Annotated in this window: 12 protein-coding genes; 3 read left to right on the top strand and 9 right to left on the bottom strand. The window is 59.1% G+C overall.

The window, feature by feature from the left end; translation table 11 throughout:
- Positions 1-445 precede the first annotated feature (445 nt).
- The 5 genes from OEG82_RS20670 to OEG82_RS20650 all read right to left on the bottom strand — a co-directional run bounded on the left by OEG82_RS20670 (position 446) and on the right by OEG82_RS20650 (position 7,772).
- Complete coding sequence (locus OEG82_RS20670) at positions 446-1,492, bottom strand: FkbM family methyltransferase (RefSeq protein ID WP_267614234.1); 1,047 nt, start codon at positions 1,490-1,492, stop codon at positions 446-448.
- Positions 1,493-1,575: 83 nt separating this feature from the next.
- Positions 1,576-2,601: a UDP-glucose 4-epimerase GalE gene (galE, locus tag OEG82_RS20665; protein ID WP_267614233.1), complete on the bottom strand. Its 1,026-nt coding sequence runs from the start codon at positions 2,599-2,601 to the stop codon at positions 1,576-1,578.
- Between the two features lie 98 nt (positions 2,602-2,699).
- Positions 2,700-3,869, bottom strand: coding sequence for a nucleotide sugar dehydrogenase (locus OEG82_RS20660; RefSeq protein WP_267614232.1), 1,170 nt, complete (start codon positions 3,867-3,869; stop codon positions 2,700-2,702).
- Between the two features lie 202 nt (positions 3,870-4,071).
- Positions 4,072-6,477 carry a heparinase II/III domain-containing protein gene (locus tag OEG82_RS20655; RefSeq protein ID WP_267614231.1) on the bottom strand — a complete coding sequence of 802 codons (2,406 nt, stop codon included), beginning with the start codon at positions 6,475-6,477 and terminating at the stop codon, positions 4,072-4,074.
- Positions 6,478-6,572: 95 nt separating this feature from the next.
- Entirely contained in the window at positions 6,573-7,772 is a 1,200-nt protein-coding gene (locus tag OEG82_RS20650) for a DUF2793 domain-containing protein (RefSeq protein WP_267614230.1), read from the bottom strand.
- 117 nt (positions 7,773-7,889) lie between these two features.
- Here OEG82_RS20650 and OEG82_RS20645 point away from each other — a divergent pair, with 117 nt between their 5' ends.
- Positions 7,890-8,492: a class I SAM-dependent methyltransferase gene (locus tag OEG82_RS20645; RefSeq protein ID WP_267614229.1), complete on the top strand. Its 603-nt coding sequence runs from the start codon at positions 7,890-7,892 to the stop codon at positions 8,490-8,492.
- On the opposite strand, the gene OEG82_RS20640 is transcribed toward OEG82_RS20645, so the two are convergent.
- On the bottom strand, positions 8,493-9,137 hold the full coding sequence (locus OEG82_RS20640; protein ID WP_267614228.1) for a class I SAM-dependent methyltransferase: 645 nt from the start codon (positions 9,135-9,137) through the stop codon (positions 8,493-8,495).
- Between the two features lie 336 nt (positions 9,138-9,473).
- Here OEG82_RS20640 and OEG82_RS20635 point away from each other — a divergent pair, with 336 nt between their 5' ends.
- The gene (locus tag OEG82_RS20635; RefSeq protein WP_267614227.1) at positions 9,474-10,115 is read left to right on the top strand and encodes a class I SAM-dependent methyltransferase; all 642 of its coding nucleotides are present in this window, start codon (positions 9,474-9,476) and stop codon (positions 10,113-10,115) included.
- Between the two features lie 371 nt (positions 10,116-10,486).
- The gene (locus OEG82_RS20630) at positions 10,487-10,897 is read left to right on the top strand and encodes a class I SAM-dependent methyltransferase (protein ID WP_267614226.1); all 411 of its coding nucleotides are present in this window, start codon (positions 10,487-10,489) and stop codon (positions 10,895-10,897) included.
- Here OEG82_RS20630 and OEG82_RS20625 read toward each other — a convergent pair.
- From OEG82_RS20625 to OEG82_RS20615, 3 genes are read right to left on the bottom strand one after another with little or no spacing between them, the layout of a single operon-like run.
- Positions 10,889-11,896, bottom strand: a complete 1,008-nt coding sequence (locus OEG82_RS20625; RefSeq protein WP_267614225.1) for a glycosyltransferase family 2 protein — start codon at positions 11,894-11,896, stop codon at positions 10,889-10,891. The two genes, OEG82_RS20630 and OEG82_RS20625, sit on opposite strands and share 9 nt — an antisense overlap.
- Positions 11,889-13,451 (bottom strand): glycosyltransferase family 2 protein, encoded by a 1,563-nt coding sequence (locus tag OEG82_RS20620; protein WP_267614224.1) that lies wholly within the window; start codon positions 13,449-13,451, stop codon positions 11,889-11,891. The genes OEG82_RS20625 and OEG82_RS20620 overlap by 8 nt, the downstream gene beginning before the upstream one ends.
- A complete protein-coding gene (locus OEG82_RS20615; protein WP_267614223.1) occupies positions 13,435-16,950 on the bottom strand; it encodes a glycosyltransferase family 25 protein in 3,516 nt (1,171 codons plus the stop codon). The genes OEG82_RS20620 and OEG82_RS20615 overlap by 17 nt, the downstream gene beginning before the upstream one ends.
- Positions 16,951-16,982: the final 32 nt, after the last annotated feature.

Genomic DNA, 16,982 nt, shown 5'->3' with positions numbered 1-16,982 from the left:
TTCAGAGTAAGTATCAGTTACAATTTTTGTCAAGATTAATTACGAAGCTACTTGTTACGCTACGCTTACATTGTGAATTAGACTTAATGAGTCTGGTTTAATATTACAGTCTCAGGGCTGAACCCTTGGTGCGGATCTGTGCCCGGGCCGCGACGGCAAGAACTTGCCATGCAGCTCTGGTGCGAGAGGGTGTTGCGGAACGTCGTATTGGGGGAAGGCGATCCGGGCTGCCGGACGGCGGACGGGAGAGGTATGGCGGCTCGCGGTTGCCGGACCATTTTGCCAAAGTTTTCCGCTGCCGGGGAGCGACTTTCCGCGCTTCCGATGACCTAGCGACCGGGTTAAATCTGCGAAGCACAAGCGATCGAAGATGCGCAGGACATCACCGAGTTCGGGGGCTGCGGCGCCTGTATCGAGCCGGGAAGGTAAACCGGTCCGGCCCCGGTCAATCGCGCAGGGATGATTGGTCGATCTCGGCCGAAGGGATTGCGGGCGAAACCGGTGTACACATCAGGATCGCTTCCCAACCTGCGCGCAGATGCACCCATTTGAACACGAAGCGATAATCCACGCCGGAGGCATGGATCAAGGCGGGGATCGCCAGGATGTCGTCCCAGCGGTGGTAGAGGCAGAGCGCGAGTTTCGGGCGGAAACGGCGGATTGTCGCGCGTGCTCCAGCCAGGGCAGGAACGTCGCCGCCTTCCAGGTCGAGCTTTATCACGTCGACGCGGTCAAGATTGCGGCTTTCGACATAGTCGTCGATCGATATGGTCTGGATTGCTTCGCCGGCATCGTTGGTCGAAGCGCGGGCTGCGGCAGGTGCGGATGTGTTGGCAATCCGCATGGTTTCACCCGAGCGGTCGGACAGGGCGAGGCGGTTGAGCACCATCTCGTCAGAAGAAATCCTGTTCAACTGCCTGTTCGCCTCGAACAGCGCGGCGTTTTCCGAGAGCAATTCGAAACTGTGGATCTGGCACTGGCGGCCGGTCACATGGTGGAAATAGACAGCGGTATCGCCGATGAAGGCACCGCCGTCGATGACGATGTCACCCGGTGCAACGGAGAAGTCTCTGTGGCGATACTGATCGAGGCCAATGGTATGAACACAGAGCGCTGCCTCATATCCGATCAGATCGATGTCGGCGCCCTGGGCCGCAAAATTCCGGCGCAGATAACGCTGTCCCGCGACGGTGACGGCTGATGCCGGTTGGGCGCGGGCTTCGGCAATCGTAGCGTCATAGGCTCTCAGCCGACTGTCTGGAACAAGATCGAAGCCGGCCCAGCGCCTGGCGAGAAAAGCCAGGAAATCAGGCCGGTCGTCCACGGGCAATCGGGTGTAGAGGCTGCGCGAGATCTCGTCTGAATGGGGGAGGTAGACCTCCAGCAGTCGCTGAAGCCCCGGCAGGTTCTCGTCCGCGCACCGGTCTGAAATCAGACGCAGATCATCACCGAACAGATCCGCTTGCGGCATCGCAATCTCTTTGACGTCCATCCGTTGCATTCCTCTCTTCCCGCAGCCCTGCAAGACCGATCCGTATCACAATGCTCTCACCAGCACTTGCGTCGCCCGCGCTGTCAGGGCTTTCGGGATTGCCAGTTCCATGTGTCGCGGCACATGTCCTCAAGTGTCCGTGTGGCTTGCCAGCCGATGCGCGTGCCTGCAAGCGAAGGGTCTGCATAGATCTCGGCGACGTCGCCCTGCCGGCGGGGCTCGATCCGGTAGGGAACCTCGCGTCCGCTGGCTGCAATGAAGGCCTCGATCAGTTCCAGGACCGAATAGCCGGTTCCGGTGCCGAGATTGAGCGTCATCAGCCCGGGGGCTGTCTCGAGATGCCTGATGGCGGCGACATGGCCCTTCGCCAGATCGACGACATGGATGAAGTCGCGGACGCCTGTGCCGTCCCGCGTTGGATAATCATCGCCGAAGATCGACAGGCAAGGCTGCTTTCCCGATGCGACCTGAGCCACGAAAGGCATCAGATTGTTGGGTATTCCGCTCGGATCCTCGCCGATCAGGCCGGATTGATGGGCGCCAACCGGGTTGAAATAGCGCAGCACGGCGATCTGCCAGTCCGGTTCGGCGGCAAAGAGGTCGGTGAGGAAATCCTCCGCGATGATCTTGGAGCGGCCATAGGGGTTGGTCGCCATTCGCGGGGCATCCTCGCGCACGGGCAGGGAGTCCGGTATGCCGTAGACCGTGGCCGAGGACGAAAACACGATGGTCTTGAGACCATGCTGCTGCATCGCGCCGAGCAGCGCCAGCGTGCCGGATACATTCACATCGTAATAGGCCAGCGGAAGACGCACCGACTCGCCGACGGCCTTCAGGGCGGCGAAATGCATCACCGCGCCGATCCGTTGGTCCGAAAGGGCGGTTGCGATGGCGGCCCGGTCGCGAATGTCGGCGGCAATGACCGGTGGCCGCTTGCCGGTGATCGTCTCGATGCTGTCAACCACGCCGGGCTGGGCATTGGAAAAATCATCCAGGATGACCGGTTGATAGCCCTCGTTGATGAGTTCGACGCAGCAATGGGAGCCGATATAGCCGGCGCCCCCGGTTACCAGGATGCGGGTGGGATCATGAGAGATAGTATCCGGCATCTGTCCATCCTGATGTTGATGGGGAATCGTGTTTCCCGCGCTGACCGGGGCATGGCGCATGAGCCAGGACGAATACCGCGTCTCATGATCCGGCCGGGCTAGTCTGTACCATAGATATCCCGCGAATAGACCTTGCCGGGCACGTCATCAAGCTCGCTCGAGCGCCGGTTGCTGATGATGATGTCGGCGCGGCTTTTGAAATCGGCAAGATCGGCGACCACTTCGGATCCGAAAAAATCGCTGTCGGGACAATCCGGTTCGTAGACGATGAGCGGTATGCCGCGATCGCAGATGCGTTTCATGATGCCCTGGATCGCGGACTCGCGAAAATTGTCCGATCCCTGCTTCATCGCCAGCCGGTAGACGCCGACGACGCCGGGCTGGCGGGCAAGAATGTCGGCGGCGAGGAAATCCATCCGCGTCGCATTGGCGTCGACAATGGCGCCGATGAGATTTTGCGGCGTTTCGCTGAAATTGGCCAGCAATTGCCTTGTGTCCTTGGGCAGGCAATAGCCGCCATAGCCGAAAGAGGGGTTGTTGTAGTGCTTGCCGATGCGCGGATCGAGGCTGATGCCTTCGATGATGTCGCGGGTGGCGATGCCATGGGTGATGGCATAGGAATCGAGTTCGTTGAAATAGGCCACGCGCATGGCGAGATAGGTGTTGGCAAAGAGCTTGATTGCTTCGGCTTCGCCGGCGCCGGTGAACAGCACCGGAATGTCGGGCTTGATTGCGGCCTCCTGCAACAGCCGGGCAAACTGATGCGCCTCCGGGGTGTGGGCGCCGACCACGATGCGCGACGGGTAGAGATTGTCATGCAGCGCCTTGCCCTCGCGCAGAAATTCCGGGCAGAAGAAAATGCGCTCGTCTCCGCGTTGCTGACGGATCGATTCCGTGTAGCCGACCGGAATGGTCGACTTGATGACGATGGTCGCCATCGGGTTGATGTTCCGGACCTCGTCGAGCACCCGCTTGACGCTGCTGGTGTCGAAGGAATTGGTCTGCGGATCGTAATTGGTCGGCGTGGCGACGATGATGAAATCGGCGCTGGCGAAGGCCTGTGCTGTCGAATTGGTGGCCGTCAGCCGCAGCGGCCGGTTGGCCAGATAGTGCTCGATGTCGGCGTCGGCGAGCGGCGAGATCCGGTTGTTGAGCATCTCGACCTTTTTCGGATCGATGTCATAGGCGATGACATCATTGTGCTGGGCCAGCATCACCGCGTTCGACAGCCCCACATATCCGATGCCGACAACTGTAATCTGAACCATGAATGCCCTCGGAGCTTGCGATTGGAACCGGCCGGAACGACCAATTCGTCTGGAAGTGTCACACAGGCCGGACTTGTCCGGCGCGTGCAGTCGGTATCGGCCCTGGTCGGATGCCGTGGCTCAGTCGGGACGCTGGCTTGCGCCCCGGTTCAGACGGTGCCGCGGCCGGGCCTGAAAGGCTGTGCGGGTGGGATCAGCGCTGTCATTTTTCCTCGGCGGCCCGGTCCAGCGCCGGTCCGGGGACCCGGCCTTCCTCGGCGCCGTGCAGGACGTAGTGGACCGCGGCCTCCATCCCGACTTCCGCAACATCAGGGTGACGCCTGAGATACCATTCCGCGTCGACCACGCCGGTGTCGATGAGAAGCTGCGCCTGTTCGCTCAACGGCATGTTCTTCTTGACCAGGCCGCCCTTCTTGACCGGCAGCAGCGCCCTGACAACCCGGCCGACCTCTTCGCAGGCGGTCTTGTGCAGATGCTGGATCACCTGCCGCAGCCTGTCGGACTCGGCGCTGACATGCTGAAGTGCCTCGACCCGGTTGCGCAACACCGCGTTTTCGGCGCTCATCTGGTTGGACTGGATCTGCAAGGCCTTTTCGGATTGCCGCAACTGCCTGACCTCCGCCTCGAGACGGTCGATCCGGGCTTCGTAATCGGCAATCCGGGAAAAACTTTCCTCGTTGCTGCGAAGCCTGTCGCGGGTCTTGTCGATGCGCTCGCCGAGCAGCTCCTGCATGCGGGCAAAGGCATCGCGCATCGGGTGGCCGCTGTCGACCGGCGGGGCGGCGGTGTCGCCGGTCAGGGCGTCCGGCACGGCCTGTGGCAGCGGCGCCGGGGCGGCCGCGCCCGGGGCGGCCGTGACGGTTTTCTGGCGAGGCTTGCGTGACATGAAATGCTCTCCGGACGTCGATTCTGCGTTCGGTGGCACATTAGCGGGTTGACCGCCGAAGGCAAGAACGGCGGTGCCGGTCCGGCGGGCCTCGATCCGCGTGGTGAACCCGACCGGAAGCACCATCTCGGCCTCAAGCAGCAGACACGGCGCAGGCTCGATCCGGTTCAGCCCGGGCGAGTACCATCCGGATTTCGGCGACATCTGCCCTTCGCTCACCGAGGGGCGCCATTCGCTGCCGAATTCAAGCGTCAGTTCCACCTCGCCGCGCCTGCAGACAAAGGTATTTCCTTCAAGTGACCAGGCCGATGGCGCAAACTGGAACCGCAGTTCCACCGGAACTTTGCCTTTGCCTTCAAGCTGGTCGTGGACCAGCCAACTGGCACTGGTCATGTCAGATTCGATTGTGCGCTGGTGAATGATGTCGGGATAGGTCTCGCCATAGCCGCCGTCGTAGCGACCGGTGAGCAAGGGTTTTCCTTGCTGATGTGACAGGTTCGGACCGGCGGGTGCGGTGCGGCGCCAGCTGTCCCGGCGCGCCTTGGCGTCCTGTCCGTGACCGGCGATCATGACTGTGGAATGGGCCGCCGTGGATGTGAGGTGGGTGTACATGCTCCCCGTCTTGTACTCGTAGAGATAGCGGCCGGGATCGACGAGGAAATGCTCGCGGAATGCCGTGAGCCAGAAGGACAGGGCATCCTCGTGCTGGTGCGCCGTGCCGTAGGGTCCGGCATCAAAGGCCAGGACGTGGCCGTCCTCATCGTTGCGCAGAACGGCGATACCGGCATAAGGATGGATCGAAACCGGTCCGGCCTGCGGAACGGGCAGTTCGGACTTGAGACCATCGAGAAACAGCTTGATGCGCGGACCGTAATCGAAATCACTGTCGCCGAAGGCGACGATGCCGCCATCGGGGAGAATCAGCGAATCGAGAAACCGCGCCATAGCGATGATGGTTTCATCCAGCGCGCGGTACTCTGATCGCCCGGCCTGGCGCGCCATCGCACGGCAGGACGCAAACAGTTCGAGTGCGACCCAGTGATAATGCGGCGAGAGCTCCTGCTGGGCGCCGTCGGGCAGAACCTGTCGCTCCGCCGCCGTTTCGATGCCGCGCCAGGCAATCCGGATGAGCCTCTCGCGCAGCGGCAGTTTGGGCGAGGCATAGAGCACGGACAGCGCGGCGCGCAGGCCGATCGGGGCCCAGTTGCTCTCATGACCCCGCTCATCGATCAGGCGCAGCAGGATCAGCAGTTGCCGCAGCACGCTGTGCTTGACCAGTCTCCACTCGGCTTGCGAGAAACCGCATCGGCCCTCGGCCTGGCGAAGGGCCAGGAAGCGCCACCAGTTTTCGATCCGGATGCCGATATTGAGCAGGTTCTGCCAGGCGTAGGGACTTTGAGGATTTCGAACCGGCCCGTTCTTGCGGATCCAGTCGATGATCAGGCGCTCCATGGCGCGCGCCTGCTGTTCGTCATCCGGGCTGTGCAGAACCAGAAAGCCGAACCGGTTGAGATCATGGCCCCATTGCGAGGTGCCGGGATTTGTCTCCCAATCGATGCCGGCGGGAAGATCGAAGCTTTCGCCATAGAAGGAGAAGCGATGGCGGGTCAGATCGCTGCCGGCAAAATGCTCGGCGGGAACAAGTTCCGGCGGCAGATCTATGCAGAACCGGTTTTCCTCATCATCCAGGTAACGCAACAAACTTGGTGACTTGTCGTTCATTGCGACCCCGGACGCCCATAGTGTCCGGGATCATAACCGGCATTGCCGAAGACGGCAAACCCGCATTGGCCTGTGGGCGTGGCGCTCCGGCGCGGTCAGGTTACCACGGAGCGGTCGGTCGATCGGCGCCAGTTGGTGCCGTCGGAGAAGGCGAGGACGGCGCCGCCGGTTTCATCAGGGACATAGATGATCTGTCCGGCTCCGGCTGAGGCGGCCGGAAGCGCGGCGACCGCATAGCTGCCGACCCGCACCGGCCCGGCGACATCAAGCTTGCACACCGGCGGCGTTGCCGACCCTATCCGCAGGTTGCCGTAGGTTACGTTGAGATAGGAGTCCCATTTGCCGGACAGCTGGTGATTATAGGTGGCGGTGCCATCGCCGGCATGGATGGTGAGATAGCAGCCATGGCTGGTGTTGGTGCCGCGGAAAAAGCGGAATGCAGCCGAACTGGTGCCGTCGGCGGGGATCGGCGCCAGGTCGATCAAGGCGCCTTCGCCGGGCGGCGAGACATGGCTGAGCAGGGTTTGCCCGGCGCTCACATTGACCAGTTCGCCATAGCCGGCCGTACCATCCTCCTGCAGGCGAATGCCGGGATTGGTCGGCCCGCCGAGATGAAGCGTGCGCTCGGCGCTTGGCCTTTGCAGGGCCAAATGGCCGGTGACGGTGTCGGCGCGGAGCACTTCGGTGAAGGCGCCGCCATCGGCGGAGACCTTGAAGGCGAGCTGGTTGTCGCCCATCAGACCGATCTCGGCACGGCCGGAATAGCCGCTCTGGAACACCAGCGAGGCGGTGTGCGCGGCATCGAGCTTGTTGATGATCTTGCGGGCGTCCCCGCTGCCGGGCGTTACATCATCGTGGCTGAGCAGTTCGGAATCCGCCTTGACCGCCAGCCTGTTGGTGGTGTCGGCAGTCGTGTTGATGCCGAAGCTCGGCACATTGGCGCCAGAAAGCGGGATCGCCGACCAGCCGGTCCCGTCAAACAGCACAAAGGCGCCCGTGTCGATTACATAGGCAAGGAAACCCGCGGGCGGGGCAATCGGGGTGAACCGGCCATCGATCCAGGCCGCGATGCGTCCCGGCGCGATGAAATCCCAGGCCGGCCCGGACCGGCCGGCCGGCAGGATCCAGGCTTCGCCGTCCTGGGGCCCGGTCGGCTCGACCTCCACGGTGGCCGAAACCACGGCGCATTGCAAAAGCGCATCGACCAGCCGCAGGCTTTCATTGACCGTGACATGTTTCTGGGCTTGGGACGGGGAGAGAAAAGGCAGGGCGTGACGGGGAGAGAGGTTAGACATGAGGGAAACTCCTTTTGAATTGTTCCCGCTCTATCTTGCCACGGCATACAAACTGGGGGATAAAATCCACTTCAAAGCATTGAAAATCCTAGTCACACCGCGGAGATTATCCTTTTTATGACCCCTGATGACCGTAGAGCAATCAAACGCCAAAGTCCCCATGTCTACTTAAATCCTGAGAACCTAGAGGGAGCAAGATTGCTGCCAGATAGATTGGCCTTATTGGATGTATTGCCAAAAAATGGCGTCGTGGCGGAAATTGGCGTTGCCTTTGGTGATTTCACAAGAGAGATTATTAAGAGAAATGAACCCAGCAAAATTCATCTTGTCGATGTGTGGAGTTCGGAACGTTACAAGGCCGGGTTAGCGGCGATCGAGTCGGAACATTCTGAGTTGATAGACAGCGGAAGCATGGTTGTTAATACTGGTTTATCCACGGAGATTTTACCTATATTCGAAGATGGCCTGTTTGACTGGATATATATCGATACCGATCACAGCTATCTTACAACTTGGGCGGAGCTCCTAATTGCAAATGAAAAAGTCAAGGCTGATGGTTTCATTGCCGGGCACGATTTTTGTGTCGGCAATGTAATCACACCCTGGCCGTATGGAGTAGTCGAAGCTTGCACTAAATTTTGTGTGGAATATGGGTGGAAATTTGCATACCTAACAGTTGAGCCGAACGGTCACGATTCGTTTGCGCTGCGCCGTCTCTAGTTAGGCTTTCTTTGCAAACCGAAAAGCCGGCACGCACGCAAACGGTTCGCTAGCAAAATCTTTCTGCAGTTCGCTATCGAGTTCCATTCCAACTTCGCGGAAGAAATCAATATAGTCGCCGATTGGTCTAGAGACGGCGTGTGCAACTGGTGAAGAGCGTTCAGTTGGAAAGTGATCTGCAAAAACAAGCTTCCCACCCGGAGTGAGATATTCGCAGGCTGTGCGGAGAAATGACTTCCAGTCGCTATCATCTACAAAATGCACTAATACGTATAAAATTGAAACGACATCGAATTTACTATCCAGTTTTATATTTCGTAAGTCGCCCTGAATAAACTTCCCCTGTGGGTATTGTTTTTTTGCGGTCTCTAGTGCGTCTTTCGAGATGTCTATGCCGGTATACTTGAATCCATTGGATATGAAGCTATCCGCAACGCGCCCATATCCGCATCCCAAATCCAAAACAGTGGAGTAATTATGCGATGAAAAGCGCTTGGCAAGCTGAGCAATAGCCGCCTGCAAATCTTTCTCGCCATCCAAATTCGCCTCTACGCTCACCGCGGCATTTCCCACCGATCTTGGGTCATCTTTATAAACGATATGACGGTTGATCCAAAACTCCGCCTGATCAAAATCCTTGGACATTTTTCTCACCTATTTCTGGAATTAAATCAATGAATCCTGAGTTCCAGCCTTCATATCCTGATACGGCTCGGACATCAATTTTGTGTGCATTTTTATACAACGATAATTCAAGAGTTAAGCAAGATTCTCCAAATGGTACACTTTAGGGACTGAGGCGATTACGATTTGCTAGCAAAGGTGCTAGGACATCTTGCACCAGTCACGTGCCGACCCGTATTTCTGAGGATTATGAACCGGCAGAAATTCGGGTCACACCAACAGGTGAAATATGAAGCCACTCTTAAATGATCGATGGCAAATGTGTGAGTAATTCTCGGGCGGAAAAGTAGATACAATATGAGTGAAAATACACATGATCAGGTCGATATGTCGCCAGTATATGCGCGCTACCCGGTGCTGGCAAAGGTCGAAGCGGTTTTAGATCCCAGGTTTGAACGTCGTCGGCCAATATTGAATTATATACCGAAATGGAAGCGCGGAGCTGAAATTGGAGTGTTCACAGGTCAATTTTCAGAGCTGCTGATTCAGATTGCTAAGCCGATCAAATATTTTGCAGTTGACCCTTGGGAACTGGCGTTTGGAGAGCATTTCCCTAATTGGGGCGAATATACCGCCAACGGTACTCTCTCTACCGAAGCTGCATACCAAGCTGCGTCACATCGGCTGAGCAGGTTTCCGGAGGTTGAAATTGTAACCAGCAAGGGGGTGGAGTGGATTAATTCTCTGGATGAATCCAGTTTGGATTGGGCCTATGTTGATTCTACCCATCAGTATGAGCCGACGCTGGCGGAGCTAAATGCACTGGCTACTAAGTTGGCGCCAGATGGGATACTCTTTGGAGACGATTGTTGGTGCAGAAGAGAGCACCGGCACTATGGTGTGTTCCGTGCTGTGCGTGATTTTTGTCGCCAGAATAATTTTGAGATTATGCTGATGGATCATGCTGGACAGTGGGCGGCCCGGAGATCTATTGATTAGTTGCGTCAAGACAGGAATGAAAAGAAATATCTACCTATTTCGGCTGTTGCCCACTTTTCTTGGTGTCCAGTGGTTCACGGCATTTGAATATCGAATTCACACCCTGAAACTGATTAGAGGTACGATTTGCGCTGCAGTATTTGCGAACATTCTGAGTTTATTCCTGGCTACCAAGGGCGGATGACCAACGGTCAAGCGCCAATGTGCGCGAACTGCAAGTGCGTTGAACGGCATCGAATAGTTCGCGAAATTTACTTGCCTCTCCGTCCGATACTGTCGGATTGGAGAGCGCTTCATTTTGCGCCGGACCGCAGTTTTGATCGATCCTGGTTTAAAGAATATGTGCCCTCAGCTTATGGGGGGTTAACTCCATGGACATGATGGATACGGGCCTTGCCTCCAATTCATTTGAGCTCGTCGCATCAACTCATGTACTTGAGCATGTTTCAGACGACATGGCAGCGATGCGCGAATCGCTTCGGTTAGTTGGTTCGGAAGGGGTGGTTCATGTATGTGTTCCCACCCCCACGCACACATGGACGACAAAAGACTGGGGATTTCCTGACCCTAAGATAGCTGAGCATTATCGCGACTATGGTGCAGACTTTCCGCAGCGTATCGTAAAGCAGATTGCTGGGTTGAGTTCCGTCTCAGTCGCAGGCTATGACGTTGTCACCGGTTCTTCGGATTTGGTCTATTTTTTCTCCCTAAGTGAATACACATTGGAAAAAATGGGAAGGCTTTGGCAGTCGAAAGCACTTGCTACGACCCGGTTATACTGACCGTTTTGGAATTTTTGATATATGTACTAGCTCCACTAGGTCCGATACGTGTTTGTATCTCTGGCTAATTGGAGAGAGTAGTGTTGTGCTATTGTTCTCTCTTAGTGTTTTTTGGTAGCATTTGTATTCTAGGCTTCCTCCCCAGTAGTTTTCATTTTCTATGGCGTCCTCTATCCTCTTTTGGACATCCGGTAGAAACTTGAAATGGAGAATGCCGAAATAGCACTCTGAAACGAAATTGCCTTCATAGGGCCAGATGTGATGCGGGTTGGCGAACACGTCATGCCCGGAGAGGCGAAACATCGGATATTTGGTCATTTCCGGCCGGAAATTCTTGTCTGCCTGTCCAAAGGCGCGCTGGCGCGGGCCGCCCTTGCGCGAAATGATTTCCTTGTATTTTTCTTCCTTGTAACCCTCACCGTCAAAATAGGGGTAGGCTTCAAGGAGGCGTTCGCCACGGTTGTAGCTTGATTTGAGCAACGGGCCGTCGGAATACATGTCGATCAGACAACCGCGGACACGGCGGAGGCCCCTGTCTTGCATGACTTTAGCCACGTCTGCAAAAGTCTTCCCCTCATCAATTCCGTCAAATACCAGATGCTCATCGCCATCGACATAAATGTACCAGCGCTCGCGGCCGTACATGGAAATCAACAGATTGATCCAGCCATGTTTTTTCATCCAGTCAAATGGCCGCGTGCAACGGTAGACATCAGTGTCAGCCTGCTCGGCAAGAAATTCGGTTGTGCCGTCACTGGAGCCGTTGTCCAGGAACACGAACTTCTCGATGCCAGCCTGCCGGTAGTGCCTGAAAAAATCCGGCAGTCGCTCGTTCTCATTGCGCACCACAGATATGACGACAGGATTTTCGGGACTTGAATGACCTTCTGAAATCTTCAACCGTTCAAGCGTGACATCCATGTACTCGTTCATGACGGTTGCCACATACTCGGGTACCACCGGCTGAGAGAAAAGCTTCTGAAAATCGAATTCAGGCATTCATGTTCTCCCGCGCGTTTGCTGTTGCCGGTTCAAGAACCAGAAGCGTTCCGCTATCGCCAGTGACCGTGTCTCGTAGCAAGACAGATGACACCTTTATGGAAGGCAAAAACCCGGATAATGTCGAAGAAAGTTGCTGCACATTGAGGCGGGGCTTGGTCTCTAGCAGCAGCAGAGTTCCTGTGTCTTCCAAGGCAAGCGTGACTTGCTCGAGCCAGTCGCCGATCTCGTCTACCGACTTGCCTGCCAACTGGTTTGTGGAGAAAACGATATCGTATCGAGCGGGCGATGGAAGGTTGGTGATTTCCGCTTCTTTGACGTGTTCAAATGATGCAAAGCCCATGGTTGCTCGCCGTGGCAAACTCGCTCCCACGCATTGGGCAGCCAATTTACCTAGCGAATTCCATCTGCGGGTGAGGTAGCCGAACAACATGCGGTGACGTTCCAATGAACCGCATTCTATACATTTTGGGGCTCTTCCCTCGAAGAGACGTCCGTTTGGACCGGCTTCAAAATTTTTCGATCCACAAATATTGCAGGTTGGCGCGCGCTTGCGAGCGATGCCGGGGATTTCGTCAATCGGCGCACCTTCTGTTGTGCAACCAAGCATCGCCGTCTGATAACCTGAGAGACGAGCTGCGCGCGCTACCAACTCCAATCCTGAAAATATAATTTCATCGTCGACGCCAGCGTCTTCCATCTGTTGCAGATGCTTGGCCGACAGGTCTATGACATCATTTTCAAGCGCTGAGACTGCAGGTTGTTGGTAGTTTTCGTCGAGCAGGGCCAAGGCCATATCTGCGCCGCCATAGCGGTGGAACTGCGCATAGAGGTCGGGCACGCTTGTGCGGTGGTGATGGTAGACGATGGCTTCGGGCACGAAGCGGATCGTGTAGGCTGTCTTGTCGAGCATGCGCCAGGCGATGGCCGCGTCGCCGCCGGAGTTGGTGGTGGGGTCGAACAGGCCGATCTTGTCGAAGACCGCCTTGCGATAGACGGCATTGGCCGTCTGCGCATAGGGCTTGAAGTGCCAGCCCGACAGCGGGCCTTTCTGGCGCAACAGCCCGATGCTGTCCGAAAAGCGCTCGACGGTGGTGCTCGGCGGCACCGACAGGATCTCGCCTGCAAAGCAGCCCGCGGCTTCGTCACCGCTTACGGCGTCAATGGCCTTGAGCCAGTCCTTGTCGGCCACGCAGTCGGAATCGGTAAACGCGATGAAGCTGCCTTTGGCCGCCTTGATGCCGGTGTTGCGCGCAGCATAGGAGCTCTGAAACCGGGTTTCCGACAGGCAGGTGACGCCCAGTTCCCTGGCCACGGCGGCGGTGTCGTCGGTCGAATTGTTGTCAACGACGATGATCTCGTAATCCTGCGCGGGATAATCAAGCGCCTTGAGGCTTTCGATGCAGTTCCTCAGATCCGCCGGATTGTTGTAGACGGGAACGATGATTGAAAAACGCAAAATCCTGATCCCTTTCCTGTTGTCGTCACTGGCAGGGCAGCGCGGCCCCGGCTGAAATTGCGGATTTGCGGTCCGGGCGTCATTGATAGTCGTCAAGTTTCCACCGGTATGTCGCTGCAATGTCCTCGCGCTTGTTTCCCTGCTGGAAATCCGAGGTGCCGATATCCGAATCCACCAGGCTCTGGATGGCGAGGTGGGGGGTGATGACGTAGCAGCGGTCCGGGAAGGCGCGGGTTGCGGCGCTCAGGGCGCCGACATCATAGGGCATGTCGTGGCGCTTGGTCTGGTCGAGCAGGTAGGGAATGACATCAAAGCGCATGCCGACGGCGTGCGATCCGATGGCCGAGCCATTGGTGCGGTAAAGCAGCGGCGAGACGGGCTCTGCCCAGGGCGGCGTCCAGTTGTATTGCAGGGTGCCTAGCTGCAGGATCAGCCAGTCATCGGGCAATTGCGTCATCGCCTCGGCAAACAGCGCTTGGGCGTTCCTGTGCAGCATCACGTCGTCTTCGATCACCAGCAGGCTGTCATTGTTGTTGGCAAGCGCCTGTTCGAGAATGGCCTCGTAGGATCTGAGATAGCCCCAGGCGCCGCGCGAGGCGACGGCCTTCCTGCCGTCGCGTTCGAGATAGGCCACGCGCGCCATCTGGCTGGCGTAATCCATGTAGAAATCGCGCTGCGAATTGATCGGCGGAACGGCATCGGAGACGGTGACCGGCGGCTCGCGCAGATAGGCCTCATATTCCGCCGCCACCTCGGGCAGGCTGCCGTCCACGGCGCTGAACCGTTCGGCGGTGATGCCGGCCAGCGCCAGGCTGCGCGAGACGCTGTCCCAGCGGTCGGTGCGCCGGTCGAGATTGAGCACGCGGACCTGCTCGAAGACGGAATTGATCGTCGCTCCGGACGCGCCGGTCATCACGGCCGGGGCAGCGCGGGGTTCGGGGGCGGGGGTTGCAAAGGCGCTGCGCCCGCTTGCGGGCTTGAGCCGCAGGTCACCGGTCAGGGCAAGCAGGGTGGCCGCATCATCCCTGCTTTCGGCAAGAATGGCGCCGGCGGTGCGCCTGCCCGTCCTGAGCCGGACCATCTGCAGGCCGCCCCAGCTGACCGGCTTGCCTGTGCCCGGCGCTTCGCCCTCGGGCGCGGTGGCCAGCGCTGCTGCCTCGATTCCCAGCAGTGCCGTGATGCCGGTTTTTGTCATCAGCCCGGCGGCCTGCGCCAGCGCCTCGCCTTTCGCGGTGTCGATGAGATGGGTTTCGCGGTCGACCGGCAGTGCGGCCACGGCCTCTTCCAGCGCCGCATCGCCGCGGTCATAGGCCAGCAGCACCACCCATTCCGCGGTTTCGCTGGCGGCGAGTGCGAGACAGCGCTCGAGATGCGCGGCCAGGCCATCGACAGTGTCGAGCTTTAGCAGCAGGGCATATTTGCGGTCTTCGCCGGCCTTGATGGTCAGCGGCCAGTGGTGCTTGAGCACGGCGTCCTGCACCAGCGAGCTGTCAAAGCGGGTGCGGGTGCGGTTGAGCGAGTGCCTGTAGATGGTTTCCTCCGGCGCGGCATGCCGGTTTTCGCGCACCCAGTTCGCCCGCCGCGCCGGTGTGAGCACCTGCAGGTCGTTGTGCTGCGCATGCAGCGCCAGCCAGACATCGGCGGAATTGCAATATTTGAAATCATCCCAGTGCATCGACACGGCGCTGCTGTGCAGGCACAGCGCATTGGTGGCCCCGATATGCACCCGGCGATCGGCCGGCAGCGCGTGTTCGAAGTGGAAGGTCGCGGCGCGCGAGCGGTTGTCGTAGTAATTGCTCACCGGCTGGCGCAGCAGCACCCCGTGGGTGGCATAGATCGCGCGCTTGTTCCTGGCGGCGACCTTGCCGCACATGACATCGGAGAAATCGGGCGGGAAGACCAGGTCGTCATCCACGATCAGGCGGTAGCCGGGCTGCTTGTCATGCTCGAGCCAGAACATCTTGCCGGCATCGCCGCGGTCGTCCCAGTCCTGCGAGCGGCGCACGTCGACGCGTGGATGCAGCAGGAAATCGGGCACGTCGGGATAGTTGTTGAGGAACACCCGCACCCGGTCGCACTGCGCCAGCAGGCTGTCGACTGCATCTGCGAGCATGGTCCGCCGCGACGGGATCGAGGCCATCGACGCCAGCACCGGTTCGCCGATGCGGGCCCGCACTTCGCGCTGATGGGCATCAAGGCCGATGCGCCTGACAACCAGCCGGCGGATTGCAAAGCTGTCGCCGGTCCGGGTCTGGCGGGCATGGATGCGAAGCTTGATCTCGCGGGTGCGGCCGGGCGCAAATGCCCGCACGGTGGTGATGCCCGGTTCGAGCGCCGTCTCCGGACCGATGCCTTCATCGGCATCCGAAACGATGGAAAGCACAGGTCCCGGCGAGCCGGCCCGCTCTCCGGCCATCTCGATCTCGATTTCGAGCAGGCCGCCCTCGGCAAAGGGATATTTCCGGGTGACGAAGCCTGCGCCGGTGTCGCCTGTCGCACGGACGATGCCCCCGGGGTCGAGCGCCGCCTTGCCGGTGGGCCAGCCGAGCCCGTCCCAGGTGGCCGAAAATGTCTCATCGGCAATCAGTTCCGGTTCCACCGCGCGGCGGGCGGTCGTGCCCGATCTGCGGTCGGTGCTGGCGATTGCCGTCTGTTGTGTGCCGGCGCCCTTGCGCACCACGCGCCAGACCGAGCTCTTGTCGGTGGGGCTGCTGTCGGCCGTCTGTCTGGTTTCAAGCCGGAGCGGGGCGCTGTCCGTGCCGACCGGCATTCCCGCATCCCCAAGGCTGTGGCGTTTGATCTGCTCAATGTCGCGCTGCATCCGGGCCTGGGCCTGGCTTTGCGCCGCCTCGTGCAAAGTGCCGGTTTCCGCCCAGAGAACGGCGAGCTGCGCCATGTCCTCGATGCTGCCCTGCAGGCGCGCAATCATCGCGCTGTTGGCGCTCGTGGCCGCAACGCCGTGCTCGTGCCGGGCGGCCTGGATCTGGTCCATCTGGCCGATGGCCTGCTCGATCCGGTCAAGCCGGCTGTCGGAGCGTTCGGCCACTTGCGAAAGCTGCAGGATGGCCTGGCTCAGCAGTTCGTTCTTTTCGATGATTGCCCGGGTGGTGCTGTCGAGTTTCTCGCCAAGCCCGCGCGTCGCGTCGAGCAGCGCTTCCAGCCTGCCCTCGGTGCGGGCGCTCCGGTCCTTGACCGATTCAACCGCCGCGTCGATGCCTGCGATCCTTGACTGCAGGGCGCTGAGTTCGGAGGAAATCCGGTCCGTGGCCTGTGTGCCTGACTGGATATGCCGGCCGAGATTTTCCTCCAGCGCGCCGGTTTTGGAAGCAAGCCCGGCAATTTGCGCGGTGGCCGTGGCAATCTCGCCGTACACATGATCCCGCAGCTTGCCGGCAGTCTCCTCCTGGGCCTGGCTCAGCCGGGCCGGCAGATCCTTTGCAAAGTCCGACAGTCTTGCCGACTGCTGCTCGCGCTGGATGTTGGCCGTGCGCAGCCCGCGATTGAGCGCGTCGCGCAGTGCGGCATGATCGATGTAGTCGAGTGCGGATTGCACTGGCGACCAGCGAGAGCGTGCGGTGCGGCCGGCTTCCGTCATCTTCGAGAAACAGATGCGTCGGCGTGTAGTTG

Source organism: Hoeflea ulvae, assembly GCF_026619435.1.
GTDB classification, from domain to species: domain Bacteria; phylum Pseudomonadota; class Alphaproteobacteria; order Rhizobiales; family Rhizobiaceae; genus Hoeflea; species Hoeflea ulvae.
This window is presented reverse-complemented; position numbering and strand designations above follow the sequence as displayed.

Coding starts and splice junctions, on each gene's coding strand:
- OEG82_RS20670 (WP_267614234.1), bottom strand. CDS start 1,492: ATGGACGTCAAAGAGATTGCGATGCCGCAAGCGGATCTGTTCGGTGAT.
- galE (WP_267614233.1), bottom strand. CDS start 2,601: ATGCCGGATACTATCTCTCATGATCCCACCCGCATCCTGGTAACCGGG.
- OEG82_RS20660 (WP_267614232.1), bottom strand. CDS start 3,869: ATGGTTCAGATTACAGTTGTCGGCATCGGATATGTGGGGCTGTCGAAC.
- OEG82_RS20655 (WP_267614231.1), bottom strand. CDS start 6,477: ATGAACGACAAGTCACCAAGTTTGTTGCGTTACCTGGATGATGAGGAA.
- OEG82_RS20650 (WP_267614230.1), bottom strand. CDS start 7,772: ATGTCTAACCTCTCTCCCCGTCACGCCCTGCCTTTTCTCTCCCCGTCC.
- OEG82_RS20645 (WP_267614229.1), top strand. CDS start 7,890: ATGACCCCTGATGACCGTAGAGCAATCAAACGCCAAAGTCCCCATGTC.
- OEG82_RS20640 (WP_267614228.1), bottom strand. CDS start 9,137: ATGTCCAAGGATTTTGATCAGGCGGAGTTTTGGATCAACCGTCATATC.
- OEG82_RS20635 (WP_267614227.1), top strand. CDS start 9,474: ATGAGTGAAAATACACATGATCAGGTCGATATGTCGCCAGTATATGCG.
- OEG82_RS20630 (WP_267614226.1), top strand. CDS start 10,487: ATGGACATGATGGATACGGGCCTTGCCTCCAATTCATTTGAGCTCGTC.
- OEG82_RS20625 (WP_267614225.1), bottom strand. CDS start 11,896: ATGCCTGAATTCGATTTTCAGAAGCTTTTCTCTCAGCCGGTGGTACCC.
- OEG82_RS20615 (WP_267614223.1), bottom strand. CDS start 16,950: ATGACGGAAGCCGGCCGCACCGCACGCTCTCGCTGGTCGCCAGTGCAA.